We start from the raw sequence: 14,272 nt of genomic DNA on the forward strand, positions 1-14,272 counted from the left end.
CTGCTCCCATTCTGGCGCGTAGCAGGTGTCATCCCGGCAACCGAGTGCTCATCGAAGAGCGCTTCTATGCGTGATGGGAAATCGATTGACCATCAGTAAGTCACCGCACGCGACTGGCGGCACTCTGACAGAAGGGCGGCCTGACGCATAATCGGCGGTCACCGGGCGTGACATCGGGGCGTCCGAGGTGCTGACTGCGTTGTTGCCTAGAGCGTCAAATCTTCGCTCACCGGACGACGTCCAAACGTTCGTTTATGCCATGCTTCGCGGGGTACGGACCTCGAGATGTCCACTTCGCTTCTGCTGGTCTCGGATCCGGGCGTCCCAGCGGCTTTGGCACAAGACCTCTCCTCGAGCCTGCGGGAGACGTTGGCCGATATCTCGGCATCAGACCGAGAATGGCTGATCTCGGCGCAGGAGGGTACATATCGACTGACCGAGCAGGCGACGTTTGCAGAGGTCATGCAGGGAGTCGACCCAGCAAACCAGCCGCAGGACATCGTGGTGTACCTGACTGACCTGCCCCGTCGTGACGGCACACTTCCGGTGGTGGCTGATATCAGCGTCCCTGGGCGTTTTGGTGTCGTATCCGTGGCGTGCATGGGCGGCCTGTTCATCCGGCGACGAGTGAGAGACACGGTCACGGGAGTCGTGGCCGAAATTGAGGATCAGCCGGATCGGCCAGCGCATGTCGGCAGGCTGAGGAGGACCGAGGACGAGCACAGTGTGCGCTATACGGCGCCGCCCCCGTTCGCGCGGCTGCGTCTACTCATTGGCATGGTCTATGCCAATCGCCCGTGGCGGTTAGCGGCTGGCCTCTCGCGTGTCATGATGGCAACCTTCGCCACTGGCGCGGTGAGTTTGGCGTATCCCACCATCTGGCAGCTCTCCGCGACGATGGGGCCGTGGCGACAAAGTGCGACAACGTTTCTCGCGACGGCGGCGATGGTGGGATGGCTGATCGTTAATCACGAACTATGGGAACGGCCGCGCGGAAGAATCGAACGGGAACGTGCCGCTCTTTACAATGCCTCGACCGTCATCACCTTGACCATCGGTGTAGTAGTCCTGCACCTGTCGTCGTTTGTGCTGCTATTGCTAACCGCGTGGTGGACGCTTCCGCCGACGCTGCTCGGGCAGAATCTCGGCCACGCGGTCGGCCCCTCGGATTATCTGAGGCTGGCATGGCTGGTGGCAGCAGTCGCAACATTGGGCGGTGCACTCGGATCTGGGCTGGAGGATGACAACGCCGTCAAGCAGGCAGCTTACGGAGCACGCCAACAACAGCGGTTTCGGTCCGAGCGCGTCTGAAAGAGGCGGCCAGCGCAGCGATACAGCAGGCCGGGGCACATGGAACTCTTTGTTCGGTCGGTAGGCAGCGTTGGTCTGCACGTGAGTGCCCCCGGCAGGATTCGAACCTGCGGCCTTCTGCTCCGGAGGCAGACGCTCTATCCCCTGAGCTACGGGGGCGCATGCATAACTTGCGCCGATGGGCCTGCACAGCCTAACGCATGGCGGCGACGGTCAACGGATTCGGGGGCTGACCACCCGAGACCATAGGATGGACCCTCGTGACCCCCGCCGATCTGGCCGACCTGCTCAAGACCACCGCTGCCGCGGTGCTGGCCGAGCATGGCCTCGACGCGTCCGCCCTGCCGGAGACGGTCACCGTCGAGCGCCCGCGCAACCCCGACCACGGCGACTACGCCACCAACCTCGCCCTTCAGCTGGGCAAGAAGGTCGGCGCAAACCCCCGTGAGCTGGCCGGATGGCTCGCCGCCGCGCTGGCTGAGCATCCCGGCATCTCCGCCGCCGACGTCGCCGGCCCCGGGTTCGTCAACCTGCGCCTCGAGGCGTCGGCGCAGAACGTCATCGTCACCGACGTGCTGGGCGCCGAGTCCGCCTACGGCCATTCCGACGCGCTGGCCGGGACCAACATCAACCTCGAGTTCGTCTCCGCCAACCCCACCGGCCCCATCCACATCGGCGGCACCCGCTGGGCCGCGGTCGGCGACGCGCTGGGCCGGCTGCTGTCCACCCAGGGTGCGGCCGTCACCCGCGAGTACTACTTCAACGACCACGGCGCCCAGATCGACCGGTTCACCAACTCGCTGATCGCGGCCGCCAAGGGCGAGCCCACCCCCGACGACGGCTACGCCGGCGACTACATCGCCGACATCGCCGCTCAGGTGCTCGCCAAGGACCCCGGCGCGCTCGCCCTGCCCGACGACGAGATGCGCGAGACCTTCCGCGCCATCGGCGTCGATCTGATGTTCACCCACATCAAGCAGTCCCTGCACGAGTTCGGCACCGACTTCGACGTCTACACCCACGAAGACTCGATGCACACCTCCGGGCGCGTCGATGAGGCCATCGCCCAACTGCGCGAGGCCGGCAGCATCTACGAGAAGGACGGCGCCGTCTGGCTGCGCACTACCGACTACGGCGACGACAAGGACCGCGTCGTCATCAAGAGCGACGGCGCACCGGCCTACGTCGCCGCCGACATCGCCTACTACCTCGACAAGCGAGCCCGCGGCTTCGACCTGTGCATCTACATGCTCGGCGCCGACCACCACGGCTACATCGCCCGGCTCAAAGCGGTCGCTTCGGCGCTGGGGGAGGACCCCGCCACTGTCGAGGTGCTCATCGGGCAGATGGTCAACCTGGTCCGCGACGGCCAACCCGTCCGGATGAGCAAGCGCGCCGGCACGGTCATCACCCTCGACGACCTCGTCGACGCGATCGGCGTCGACGCCGCCCGGTACTCGCTGATCCGCTCGTCGGTGGACAGCCCGATCGACATCGACCTCGCGCTGTGGTCCTCGGCGTCCAACGAGAACCCCGTCTACTACGTGCAATACGCCCACGCGCGGCTGTCCGCGCTGGCCCGCAACGCCGCCGACCTCGGCGTCACCGCCGACACCGCGAACCTGCAGCTGCTCACCCACGACAAGGAGGGCACGCTGATCCGCAACATCGGCGAGTTCCCGCGGGTGCTCAAAACCGCTGCGGCACTTCGCGAACCGCACCGCGTGTCGCGCTACCTCGAGGACCTCGCCGGTGACTACCATCGCTTCTACGACTCCTGCCGCGTGCTGCCGCAGGGCGACGAGGCGCCCAACGAACTGCACGGCGCGCGTCTGGCGCTGTGCCAGGCCACCCGCCAGGTGATCGCCAACGGTCTGGGCATCCTCGGCGTCTCCGCACCGGAGCGCATGTGATCGCCCATCCTGCCGGACCCCGGCACGCCGAAGAGGTGCACCACGCCGGTGCTCCGCCGCGCCCGCAGTCGTCCGACGAGGTGCTGCTGCTCGCCCCAAACGTATGGCCCCGCAGCACCGTTCGCGACGACGGCGGCGAGGTGTCGATCGGCGGCGTCAAGGTCTCCGACATCGCCGCCGAGTTCGGCACGCCGACGTTCGTGGTCGACGAGGACGACTTCCGGACGCGCTGCCGCGAGATCGCCGCGGCGTTCGGCGGCGGTGAGAACGTCCGCTACGCCGCCAAGGCGTTCATGTGCAAAGAGGTCGCCCGCTGGATCGCCGAGGAAGGCCTGTCGCTCGATGTGGCCAGCGGCGGCGAGATGGCCGTCGCGCTGGCCGGCGGGTTCCCCGCTGACCGGATCGCGTTGCACGGCAACAACAAATCGATCGACGAGCTGACCGCCGCCGTCAAGGCCGGCATCGAACACGTCGTCGTCGACTCGATGATCGAGATCGAGCGCCTCGATCGGATCGCCGGCGCCGCCGGAGTGGTGCAGGACGTGCTGATCCGCGTCACGGTCGGCGTCGAGGCCCACACCCACGAGTTCATCTCCACCGCCCACGAGGACCAGAAGTTCGGGCTGTCGCTGGCCTCCGGCGCCGCGATGGACGCGGTGCGCCGCGTCTTCGAGGCCGACCATCTGCGGCTGAAGGGTCTGCACAGCCACATCGGCTCGCAGATCTTCGACGTCGCGGGCTTCGAGATCGCCGCGCACCGGGTCATCGGGCTGCTGCGCGACGTCGTCGCCGAGTTCGGCGTCGACAAGACCGCGCAGATGTCGATCGTCGACCTCGGTGGCGGACTGGGCATTTCGTACCTCCCGCAGGACGACCCGCCGCCGATCGCCGACCTGGCGGCCAAGCTCACCAAGATCGTGCGCGACGAGTCCGCCGCCGTCGGCCTGCCCGCCCCGCGCCTGGTCGTCGAACCGGGCCGCGCCATCGCCGGCCCCGGCACGATCACGCTGTACCGCGTCGGCACCGTCAAGGACGTCGCGGTCAGCGCCACCGCGCACCGCCGGTACGTCAGCGTCGACGGCGGGATGAGCGACAACATCCGCACCTCGCTGTACGGCGCCGAATACGACGTACGGCTGATCTCCCGCGTCGCCGACGCCGAGCCGGCGCTCGCGCGTGTCGTCGGAAAGCATTGCGAGAGCGGCGACATCGTCGTGCGCGACACCTGGGTGCCCGACGACATCGAGCCCGGTGACCTGCTGGGCGTCGCGGCCACGGGCGCCTACTGCTATTCGATGTCGAGCCGTTACAACCTGATCGGTCGTCCCGCTGTGGTGGCCGTGCGCGACGGGGAAGCCCGTCTGATCCTGCGCCGGGAGACGGTCGACGATCTGCTGAGTTTGGAAGTGAGGTAGCAATGACGGACAAGCCGATCGGCGTAGCAGTCCTGGGTCTGGGAAACGTCGGCAGCCAGGTCGTGCGCATCATCGAGGAAAGCGCCGACGACCTCGCCGCCCGCATCGGCGCACCGCTGGTGCTGCGCGGTGTCGGTGTGCGTCGTGTCGCCGATGACCGCGGTGTGCCCGTCGGCATGCTGACCGACAACATCGAGGAACTCGTCTCCCGCGACGACGTCGACATCGTCGTCGAGTTGATGGGCCCCGTCGACCCGGCGCGCAAGGCGATCCTGGCCGCCCTCGAGCAGGGCAAGTCGGTGGTGACCGCCAACAAGGCGCTGATGGCGGTGTCGACCGGCGAACTCGCGCAAGCCGCCGAAAACGCCCACGTGGACCTGTATTTCGAGGCTGCCGTCGCCGGCGCGATCCCGGTGATCCGGCCGCTGACCCAGTCGCTGGCCGGCGACAGCGTGGTGCGCGTCGCGGGCATCGTCAACGGCACCACCAACTACATCCTCTCCGAGATGGCCAGCACCGGCGCGGACTACACCAGCGCACTGGCCGACGCCAGCGCGCTCGGATACGCCGAGGCCGACCCGACCGCCGACGTCGAGGGGTACGACGCCGCGGCCAAGGCGGCCATCCTCGCCTCGATCGCGTTCCACACCCGGGTCACCGCCGACGACGTCTACCGCGAAGGCATCACCAAGGTCAGCGCCCCCGACTTCGCTTCGGCCCGCGCGCTCGGCTGCACCATCAAGCTGCTGGCCATCTGCGAGCGGCTCACCAGCGACGAAGGTCAGCAACGGGTTTCGGCGCGCGTCTACCCGGCGCTGGTGCCGCTGGACCACCCGCTGGCCTCGGTCAACGGCGCGTTCAACGCGGTGGTCGTCGAGGCCGAGGCCGCCGGCCGGCTGATGTTCTACGGCCAGGGCGCCGGCGGCGCGCCGACGGCGTCCGCGGTGATGGGCGACCTCGTGATGGCGGCCCGCAACCGGGTCCAGGGCGGCCGTGGTCCGCGCGAGTCCAAGTACGCCAAACTGCCGATCGCGCCGATCGGGTTCATCCCCACCCGCTACTACGTCAACATGAACGTCGCCGACCGCCCCGGCGTGTTGTCCGCCGTGGCAGCCGAGTTCGCCAAGCGTGAGGTCAGCATCGCCGAGGTGCGCCAGGAGGGCATGGTCGACGAGGGCGGTCAGCGCTGCGGCGCCCGCATCGTCGTCGTCACCCATCAAGCCACCGACGCCGCGCTGTCCGAAACCGTGGACGCGCTCGCCGATCTCGATGTGGTGCAGAGCATCAACAGCGTGCTGCGCATGGAAGGAACAAGCGAATGAGCACCCCGTCGCAGATTGTGCACCAGCCCTGGCCCGGGCTGATCGCCGCGTACCGGGACCGGCTGCCGGTCCAGGACAGCTGGACCCCGATCACCCTGCGCGAAGGCGGCACCCCGCTGCTGCCCGCGCCGCGGCTGTCCGAATACACCGGCTGCACCGTGCATCTGAAGGTCGAGGGGCTCAACCCCACCGGGTCGTTCAAGGACCGCGGCATGACGATGGCGGTCACCGAGGCCGTCGCGCACGGCCAGCAGGCGGTGCTGTGCGCCTCGACCGGCAACACCTCGGCCTCGGCCGCGGCCTACGCGGCGCGCGCCGGCATCACCTGCGCGGTGCTGGTGCCGCAGGGCAAGATCGCGATGGGCAAGTTGGCCCAGGCGGTCATGCACGGCGCCAAGATCATTCAGATCGACGGGAACTTCGACGACTGCCTGGAACTGGCACGCAAGCTGACCGCCGACTTCCCGACCGTTTCACTGGTCAACTCGGTCAACCCGTTCCGCATCGAAGGGCAGAAGACCGCCGCGTTCGAGATCGTCGACGCACTCGGGACCGCCCCCGACGTGCACTCGCTGCCGGTGGGCAACGCGGGCAACATCACCGCGTACTGGAAGGGCTACACCGAGTACCACCGCGACGGGCTGTCCGACCGGCTGCCCCGCATGCTGGGCACGCAGGCCGCGGGCGCCGCGCCCCTGGTGCTCGGCGAACCGGTCAGCGATCCCGAGACCATCGCGACCGCGATCCGGATCGGCTCACCCGCGTCGTGGGCGACCGCAGTGGAGGCCCAGCAGCAGTCCAACGGCAAGTTCCTGGCCGCCACCGACGAAGAGATCCTGGCGGCGTATCACCTGGTGGCACGCACCGAGGGCGTCTTCGTCGAACCGGCGTCGGCGGCCAGCATCGCCGGCCTGCTCAAGTCGATCGACGACGGTTGGGTGGCCAAGGGGTCCACGGTGGTGTGCACGGTGACCGGCAACGGGCTCAAGGACCCCGACACCGCGCTGAAGGGCATGCCGCCGGTCATCGCCGTGCCGGTCGATCCGGTCGCCGTCGTCGAGCAGTTGGGCCTGGGCTAGCCGGTGACACACGCACTACCCGTCGGGCTCACCGCGACCTCGGTCGTCGCCGCCTCCAGCGCCAACCTCGGCCCGGGCTTCGACAGCCTCGGGCTCGCCCTGAGCCTCTACGACGAAATCGTCGTCGAGACAACGGAAACCGGCCTGACCGTCGAGGTCGAGGGCGAGGGCGCCGGTCAGGTGCCGCTCGACGCCAGTCACCTGGTCGTCCGGGCCATCGACCGGGGTCTGCAGGCGACCGGCGTCAGCGTCGCGGGCATGACGGTGCGCTGCCGCAACGACATTCCGCACTCGCGGGGCCTCGGGTCGTCCGCCGCGGCGGTGGTCGGCGGACTGGCCGTCGTCAATGGTCTTGTGGCACAAGCGGGTTTGACCGCGCTGACCGAACAACAGCTGATCCAGCTGTCGTCGGAGTTCGAGGGTCACCCCGACAACGCCTCGGCAGCCGTGCTCGGCGGGGGAGTCGTGTCGTGGACCGAAAAAGACGGGTCGGCGACCCGGTACGCCGCCGCGCCGATCCGGGTGCACCCCGACGTCCGACTGTTCTCGGCAGTGCCCCAGCAGCGGTCGTCGACCGCGGAGACCCGTGTGCTGCTCCCCGATACCGTCAGCCACACCGACGCGCGGTTCAACCTGAGCCGCGCGGCGTTGCTGGTTGTGGCGCTCACCGAGCGTCCCGACCTGTTGATGGCGGCCACCGAGGACGTTCTGCACCAGCCTCAGCGCGCCGCGGCGATGCCGGCGTCGGCGGAATACCTGCGGGTATTGCGGCGTTGTGGCATTGCGGCGGTGCTCTCGGGGGCCGGACCAGCCGTACTCGCACTGAGCACGACGCCGGAGTTGCCGGCCGAAGCCCTCGAATTCGCCACCGCCAACGGGTTCACCGTCAGCGAGATGGTCGTCGGGAACGGTGTCCGGTGGACGTCGGGCGTGGCAGTGCGCAGTTGACTTCCGGGCCGAACTGGCATCACAGAAGTCACACGACACGCATGTCTTTCTTGATTCCCGCAGCGATGCGGGATATTCTCGCTTTCGTCCGGCAATCGCAGCGTCTCTACCTGCGCCGACACTAGGACACCACTCATTTCCCTCTGGGGCTACTCGTGGATTGACGGTTCGCCGCACGGCGGCGAGACCCGGCTATCACCTTTGCAGAGGCAATGGTGGCGCCCATGCGTTCAGTGGATCAGCTGATCGCACCGAACCCCCGCATGACTTGTTCTGTGAGGGAAAGAAAGGAACTCCGTGACTGATACGGACCTGATCACGGCTGGGGGCGGCAGCGACAACGGTGCGCTGTCGAACACCGTGAGTCCAGATACAACTTCCGCGGCAGCGGGCGGGGCGGCCGAAACGCCCACCGCTGAGACCGCACCCACCGCCGAGGTCGCATCCGGCGACCGCGCCGCTTCCCTGTCCACCATGGTGCTGCCTGAACTGCGCGCACTGGCCAAGGAGATCGGCGTCGAGGGCGCATCCGGCATGCGCAAGAGCGAACTGGTCGCTGCCATCCGGGAGCGCCGCGGCGACTCCAACGGACGCGGCAAGCAGCCGCGTGCTGCCGCCGAGGCGCCCGCAACCGAGGCGCCCGCCGACCAGCCGGCCGCCGCGGACAACTCGGGCACCGAGCAACCGCCGCGCCGCCAGCGTCGTGGCGCGTCGCGTCCCGCGAGTGCGCCGGACGGGCAGGACTCCGCCGGACAGCCCGCAGCCAACGACAGCGCTGAGAACACCGACACCAAGAACACCGGCGACAAGTCGGAAGGTGCCAAGAACCAGGGCGACCGCAACCAGGGCAACCAGGGCGATCGCAACCAGGGTGACCGCAACCGGGGCGACCGCAACCAGGGCGACAAGCCCGCCAAGTCGGAGAACAAGTCCGACGGCGATCAGCAGCAGTCTGATCAGGGCGGCCAGAACCGCAACGACAACAGCAACGACGACGACGGCGACGGCCGCGGCGGGCGGCGGGGCCGCCGGTTCCGCGACCGCAGGCGCCGCGAGCGTGGCGGCGGTGAGGGCGGCGGTGACCGCGACACCGAGCTGCGCGAGGACGACGTCGTCGTGCCGGTCGCGGGCATCCTCGACGTCCTCGACAACTACGCGTTCGTCCGCACGTCCGGCTACCTGGCCGGCCCGAACGACGTGTACGTCTCGATGAACATGGTGCGCAAGAACGGCCTGCGCCGCGGTGACGCGGTGACCGGCGCCGTGCGGGTGCCCAAGGAGGGCGACGGCGGCGGTCAGAACCCGCGCCAGAAGTTCAACCCGCTGGTGCGCCTCGACACTGTCAACGGCAAGCCCGTCGACGAGGCCAAGAAGCGGCCGGACTTCAACAAGCTCACGCCGCTCTATCCGAATCAGCGGCTGCGTCTGGAGACGTCGCCTGACAAGCTGACGACGCGCGTGATCGACCTGATCATGCCGATCGGCAAGGGTCAGCGCGCGCTGATCGTGTCGCCGCCGAAGGCCGGTAAGACGACGATCATGCAGGACATCGCCAACGCGATCACCACGAACAACCCGGAATGCCACCTGATGGTGGTGCTCGTCGACGAGCGTCCGGAAGAGGTCACCGACATGCAGCGCTCGGTGAAGGGTGAGGTCATCGCCTCGACCTTCGACCGTCCGCCGTCCGACCACACGCAGGCCGCCGAGCTGGCGATCGAGCGGGCCAAGCGCCTGGTCGAGCAGGGCAAGGACGTCGTCGTGCTGCTGGACTCGATCACCCGCCTGGGCCGCGCGTACAACAACGCGTCGCCGGCGTCGGGGCGCATCCTGTCCGGTGGTGTGGACTCGACAGCGCTCTATCCGCCGAAGCGGTTCCTGGGCGCGGCGCGCAACATCGAAGAGGGCGGCTCGCTGACGATCGTCGCCACCGCGATGGTGGAGACCGGATCGACCGGTGACACGGTGATCTTCGAGGAGTTCAAGGGCACCGGCAACGCCGAGCTCAAGCTCGACCGCAAGATCGCCGAGCGTCGGGTGTTCCCGGCCGTCGACGTCAACCCGTCCGGCACCCGCAAGGACGAGCTGCTGCTGTCCACCGACGAGTTCGCGGTCGTGCACAAGCTGCGTCGGGTGCTTTCGGGGCTCGACCCGCACCAGGCCATCGACCTGTTGATGAGCCAGCTGCGTAAGACCAAGAACAACTACGAGTTCCTGGTGCAGGTCTCCAAGACCGCGCCGGGTTCGGCGGACGTCGACTAAACCTTGGCGGTTTCGGTGTAGTTGGTTGCGCTGAGCGCGACTGACTACACCGAAATCACTCATTGGTAGGGGTCGGTGATCTCGCGCAGGGCCAGCAGCGCCTCGCGTAGTTGCTCGAACCTGCGCGTGCCCAGATGCGCTCGCCACTCGTCCTCGAGCTTGGCGATCTCTTCGCCGGCGGCGCGGCACACCGCCATGCCCTTGTCGCTCAACGTGACCAGCCTGGCGCGCGCGTCGTTCGGGTCGGGTGAGCGCACGACATAGCCGCTGCGTTCGAGTTGATCGAGCAGCGCGCCGGCGGTCTGTTTGGTGACGCGCGCCTGCTCGGCGAGGTCGGTCAACCGCATCCCCGTCGAGTTCACGTTGCGCAGGTCCAGGCGCTGCATGAGCCTCGACTGTGCGAGCGTGATGTCGTCGGCACCCGCTGCCACCAACGCCTCCATCACGCGTGCCTCGGCGGCGCGATGACCGATGAACATCAACGTCGCGGTGCTCACCCAGTCGCTCACCCCGTTAACTTTAGTACGGTTCCCTGACTATGTTGTCAGGGAACCTGACTAAATAAGGGGCGGCGATGGACTCCGACACCGTGTGGCGACACATCGACGAGCAGCGCGTGCACCTGGCCGACCTGCTGGACGCGCTCGAACCCGAGCAGTGGTCGACACCGTCGCTGTGCGAGGGGTGGACCGTGCGGGAGGTGGCCGCGCACATCACGCACTCCCAGTTGCCGAAGTCGACGATGGTCCTCGCCCTGGTCCGGTCCGGCTTCCGGTTCAACGCCATGATTCATCGAGCCGCCTTGCAGGACAAGCGATCACCGCGCGAACTCATCGCCGCGCTGCGCGCTATGCCCGGCTCACGGAAACGTCCGCCGGGCACCAGTGAACTCGATCCGCTACTCGACGTGCTCGTGCATACCCAGGACATCGCGGTGCCCCTGGGAATCGACCGGCCCATGCCGGTGGACGCGGCCGTCGCCGCCGCAGGACGCGTGTGGAACAGCGGGTTTCCGTTCAACGCGCAACGACGCCTGCGCGGGGTGCAACTCGCGGCAACAGACGCCGACTTCCGCGTCGGTCAGGGCCGCCTCGTCGAGGCGCCGATCCGCGAGATCCTCATGGCGCTCACCGACCGTCCCACGGCGATTTCGGGGCGCATCCAGTCGCTCAGCGATCGGTAGCGCACCGAAATCACTCGGCGGGGTCGGCGCGCAGACCCGGCATCACGTAGCGGCGCAGATGCCGCAACACGGCGTCGGCGTCGCCGGGGTCGAGCGTGTCGCCAGGCACTGTCGCTATCGAGATCAGCACGCGGGCAAGCCATTCCGACGCCTCGTTGATGTCGGTGTCCGGGTGGATCTCGCCGTTCTCGCGCGCGGCGATCAGGTAGCGCGACCAGAAGTCGGCGAGGTCGGGCACCAGGCCCTGCACGCCGGCGCCGGCGCAGGCGGCGAACTCCTCGGGTTCTTCGATGCGCAGCTTCATCAGCAGGGCGCCCGGGTCGTCGTAGGCCGTGCGGCCGTGCAGGATGCCCGCCGTCAGTTGGCGGTCAAGTCCCTCGACGCGCTCGAGCATCGCGTGCGCCTCCGACCAGAAGGCGTTGTTGAGCCGCACGATCGCCGCGCCCAGCAGCGTCACCTTGTCCGGGAAATGCCGGTACAACCACCCGCGCGACACGCCGGCGACCTCGGCGACCTCCGAGACCGTCGTCGAGCGAATCCCCTTGGCGCGCAAGCAGACTTCCGCCGCGTCGATCAGGCGATCGCGGACGTTTCGGGTGGCCGTGCCGCTCGTCACCAGTGGGCTCCTCGGTTAGTCTCGCCCAAAGTGGGCCGATCGCAGCATTGTGTCATGGTAGACACATCTCGAGATCTGTTCACTGTCGAGAGGTAGCTATGGCGGACACGCTCCAGCAGTTGCTCGGCGAGCGCGCCGACGACGACTCGATCGCCGTGAAGTACGGCGATCGCACCTGGTCGTACCGCGAATACGTGGCCGACGCCCGAGCGCAGGCGGCCGCTCTCATCGCGGCCGCCGATCCGGACCGGCCGCTGCATGTCGGGGTCCTGCTGGGCAACACCCCCGACATGCTCGGCGCGCTCGCGGCGGCGGCGCTCGGCGGCTACGTCCTCTGCGGGATCAACACCACCCGACGCGGCGAGGCGCTGGCGCGCGACATCCTCAAGGTGGACTGTCAGTTCCTGATCACCGACGCCGAGCACCGCCCGCTGCTCGACGGACTCGAGCTGCCGGGCGTGACGGTGTTCGACACCTCCGAGCCCGCGTGGACCCAACTCCTCGCCGGCGCACCCGCGTTCGCACCACACCGGACGGTCGGCGTCGACGACACGTTCATGATGATCTTCACCTCGGGCACGAGCGGTGACCCGAAAGCCGTGCAGGTCGCCAACCTCATGCCGCTGTTCGCCGGCAATGCGCTCGCCGAACGGTTCGAGCTGACCAGCCAGGACACCTGCTACCTGTCGATGCCGATGTTCCACTCGAACGCCGTGGTCGGCGGATGGGCGCCCGCGCTCGTCGCCGGGGCCGCGATGGTCCCGGCGAAGTTCTCGGCGTCGCGTTTCCTGTCCGACATCCGCCGCTACGGCGTGACCTACATGAACTACGTCGGCAAACCGCTGGCCTACGTGCTCGCGACACCCGAACAGCCCGACGACCGGGACAACCCGTTGCGCGTCGCGTTCGGCAACGAGGCCACCGATCGCGACATCGAGGAGTTCGCACGGCGGTTCGACGTCGTCGTCGACGACGGCTTCGGCTCCACCGAGAACGCGGTCATCATCACCCGCACCCCCGACACCCCGAAAGGCTCTATCGGACAGGGGTTTCCGGGCGTGGCGATCTACAACAGCGAGACCGTGACCGAATGTCCGGTCGCCGAGTTTGACGGAAACGGCGCGCTGCTCAACGCCGACGTCGCGGTGGGGGAGCTGGTCAACACCGACGGCAGCGGCCTGTTCCGCGGGTACTACAACGACAGCGACGCCACCGACGAGCGCATGCGGCACGGCATGTACTGGTCGGGCGATCTGGCCTACCGCGACGCCGACGGCTTCATCTACCTGGCGGGGCGTACCGCCGACTGGATGCGTGTCGACGGCGAGAACCTCGCGACCGCTCCCATCGAGCGGATCCTGCTGCGACTACCGGCGATCAACCGCGTCGCGGTGTACCCGGTGCCCGACGAACTGGTCGGCGACCAGGTGATGGCCGCCGCCGTGCTGCGAGACGACGCCGAACTCGACACCGAGACGTTCGAGGAGTTTCTGGCCGCCCAGCGCGATCTGTCGCCGAAGGCCTGGCCGCGCTACGTCTGGCTCGCCGACGATCTGCCCAGCACCGCAACCAACAAAGTCCTCAAGCGCGAGCTGGTCGACCTCGGCACCCGCCCCGACGGCAGGAAACTCTGGCGTCGCGATGGCAGCAAATACCTTCAGGTCGTCGATTAGCGCTATGTAGGATCGCTCCTATGCGCAAGGGGGGAGCACACCGCAGGCGCACGAAGGGCAAGCAAACATTCGTCTGGTCAGCGGTGATCGCGGTAGCAACGGCTACCGCGACCGTGGCGATCGTGCTGCTGCTGGTGCGCACCGACCCCGTTCAGCCCACGAACGCGCCCGTCACGCCGACTCCCGCCTCGACGGCGACCACCTCGACGACGCCGACGACCCCGACCACCCCGCCTGCGCCTGAGCCGCCACCCGTCGAGGCCCCGCCCGTCACACCCCCGTCGGCCGAGCCGCCACCCGCCGCGCCCCCGGTCGTCGAGGCGCCGGCCCCTGCGCCCGTCGTGCAGGCGCCCCCAACACCCTCGGCACCTGCGCCGTCGGTGACCACCGCGCCCGACCGCACACTGACCGAGCTGCCGCCGCCGACGACCAGGGCGCCGATCAGCGTTGCACCCGAAACCCGGGCGCCCTTCCCCAACCAAACGCCCCAGACCGGCGACCGCGAGCGTGGCGGTCTCTTGGGCGGCGGCGGCCTGCTCTGAGCGCACGC

At 68.3% G+C, this 14,272-nt stretch carries 12 protein-coding genes and 1 tRNA gene; 10 read left to right on the forward strand and 3 right to left on the reverse strand.

What is annotated here, in order from left to right:
* The first annotated feature begins 285 nt into the window (after positions 1-285).
* Positions 286-1,311, forward strand: a complete 1,026-nt coding sequence (locus BLW81_RS15135) for a hypothetical protein (protein ID WP_083407873.1) — start codon at positions 286-288, stop codon at positions 1,309-1,311.
* Between the two features lie 86 nt (positions 1,312-1,397).
* On the opposite strand, the gene BLW81_RS15140 is transcribed toward BLW81_RS15135, so the two are convergent.
* Positions 1,398-1,470, reverse strand: a tRNA-Arg gene (locus tag BLW81_RS15140).
* 101 nt (positions 1,471-1,571) lie between these two features.
* Between BLW81_RS15140 and argS the strand changes: the two genes are divergently transcribed.
* The 6 genes from argS to rho all read left to right on the forward strand — a co-directional run bounded on the left by argS (position 1,572) and on the right by rho (position 10,250).
* A complete protein-coding gene (argS, locus tag BLW81_RS15145) occupies positions 1,572-3,224 on the forward strand; it encodes an arginine--tRNA ligase (RefSeq protein ID WP_083407874.1) in 1,653 nt (550 codons plus the stop codon).
* Positions 3,221-4,639, forward strand: coding sequence for a diaminopimelate decarboxylase (gene lysA / locus BLW81_RS15150; RefSeq protein WP_083407875.1), 1,419 nt, complete (start codon positions 3,221-3,223; stop codon positions 4,637-4,639). Before argS ends, lysA begins: the two co-directional genes overlap by 4 nt.
* A gap of 2 nt (positions 4,640-4,641) precedes the next feature.
* On the forward strand, positions 4,642-5,961 hold the full coding sequence (locus BLW81_RS15155) for a homoserine dehydrogenase (RefSeq protein WP_083407876.1): 1,320 nt from the start codon (positions 4,642-4,644) through the stop codon (positions 5,959-5,961).
* Positions 5,958-7,040 (forward strand): threonine synthase, encoded by a 1,083-nt coding sequence (thrC, locus tag BLW81_RS15160; protein ID WP_083407877.1) that lies wholly within the window; start codon positions 5,958-5,960, stop codon positions 7,038-7,040. The genes BLW81_RS15155 and thrC overlap by 4 nt, the downstream gene beginning before the upstream one ends.
* Positions 7,041-7,043: 3 nt before the next feature.
* On the forward strand, positions 7,044-7,988 hold the full coding sequence (gene thrB / locus BLW81_RS15165; protein WP_083407878.1) for a homoserine kinase: 945 nt from the start codon (positions 7,044-7,046) through the stop codon (positions 7,986-7,988).
* Between the two features lie 297 nt (positions 7,989-8,285).
* Positions 8,286-10,250: a transcription termination factor Rho gene (gene rho, locus BLW81_RS15170; protein ID WP_083407879.1), complete on the forward strand. Its 1,965-nt coding sequence runs from the start codon at positions 8,286-8,288 to the stop codon at positions 10,248-10,250.
* Positions 10,251-10,309: 59 nt separating this feature from the next.
* Here rho and BLW81_RS15175 read toward each other — a convergent pair whose 3' ends face one another.
* Positions 10,310-10,729: a MarR family winged helix-turn-helix transcriptional regulator gene (locus BLW81_RS15175; RefSeq protein WP_173839725.1), complete on the reverse strand. Its 420-nt coding sequence runs from the start codon at positions 10,727-10,729 to the stop codon at positions 10,310-10,312.
* 95 nt (positions 10,730-10,824) lie between these two features.
* On the opposite strand from BLW81_RS15175, the gene BLW81_RS15180 reads away from it, so the two are divergent.
* On the forward strand, positions 10,825-11,433 hold the full coding sequence (locus BLW81_RS15180; protein WP_083407881.1) for a maleylpyruvate isomerase family mycothiol-dependent enzyme: 609 nt from the start codon (positions 10,825-10,827) through the stop codon (positions 11,431-11,433).
* Positions 11,434-11,443: 10 nt separating this feature from the next.
* Here BLW81_RS15180 and BLW81_RS15185 read toward each other — a convergent pair whose 3' ends face one another.
* The gene (locus BLW81_RS15185) at positions 11,444-12,049 is read right to left on the reverse strand and encodes a TetR/AcrR family transcriptional regulator (RefSeq protein ID WP_083407882.1); all 606 of its coding nucleotides are present in this window, start codon (positions 12,047-12,049) and stop codon (positions 11,444-11,446) included.
* A gap of 98 nt (positions 12,050-12,147) precedes the next feature.
* On the opposite strand from BLW81_RS15185, the gene fadD1 reads away from it, so the two are divergent.
* Both fadD1 and BLW81_RS29395 read left to right on the forward strand, forming a co-directional pair.
* Positions 12,148-13,722, forward strand: coding sequence for a fatty-acid--CoA ligase FadD1 (fadD1, locus tag BLW81_RS15190; RefSeq protein ID WP_083407883.1), 1,575 nt, complete (start codon positions 12,148-12,150; stop codon positions 13,720-13,722).
* 20 nt (positions 13,723-13,742) lie between these two features.
* Complete coding sequence (locus tag BLW81_RS29395; RefSeq protein ID WP_157897703.1) at positions 13,743-14,264, forward strand: hypothetical protein; 522 nt, start codon at positions 13,743-13,745, stop codon at positions 14,262-14,264.
* The last annotated feature ends 8 nt before the right edge of the window (positions 14,265-14,272 follow it).

Source organism: Mycolicibacterium rutilum (genome assembly GCF_900108565.1).
Lineage (GTDB): Bacteria > Actinomycetota > Actinomycetes > Mycobacteriales > Mycobacteriaceae > Mycobacterium > Mycobacterium rutilum.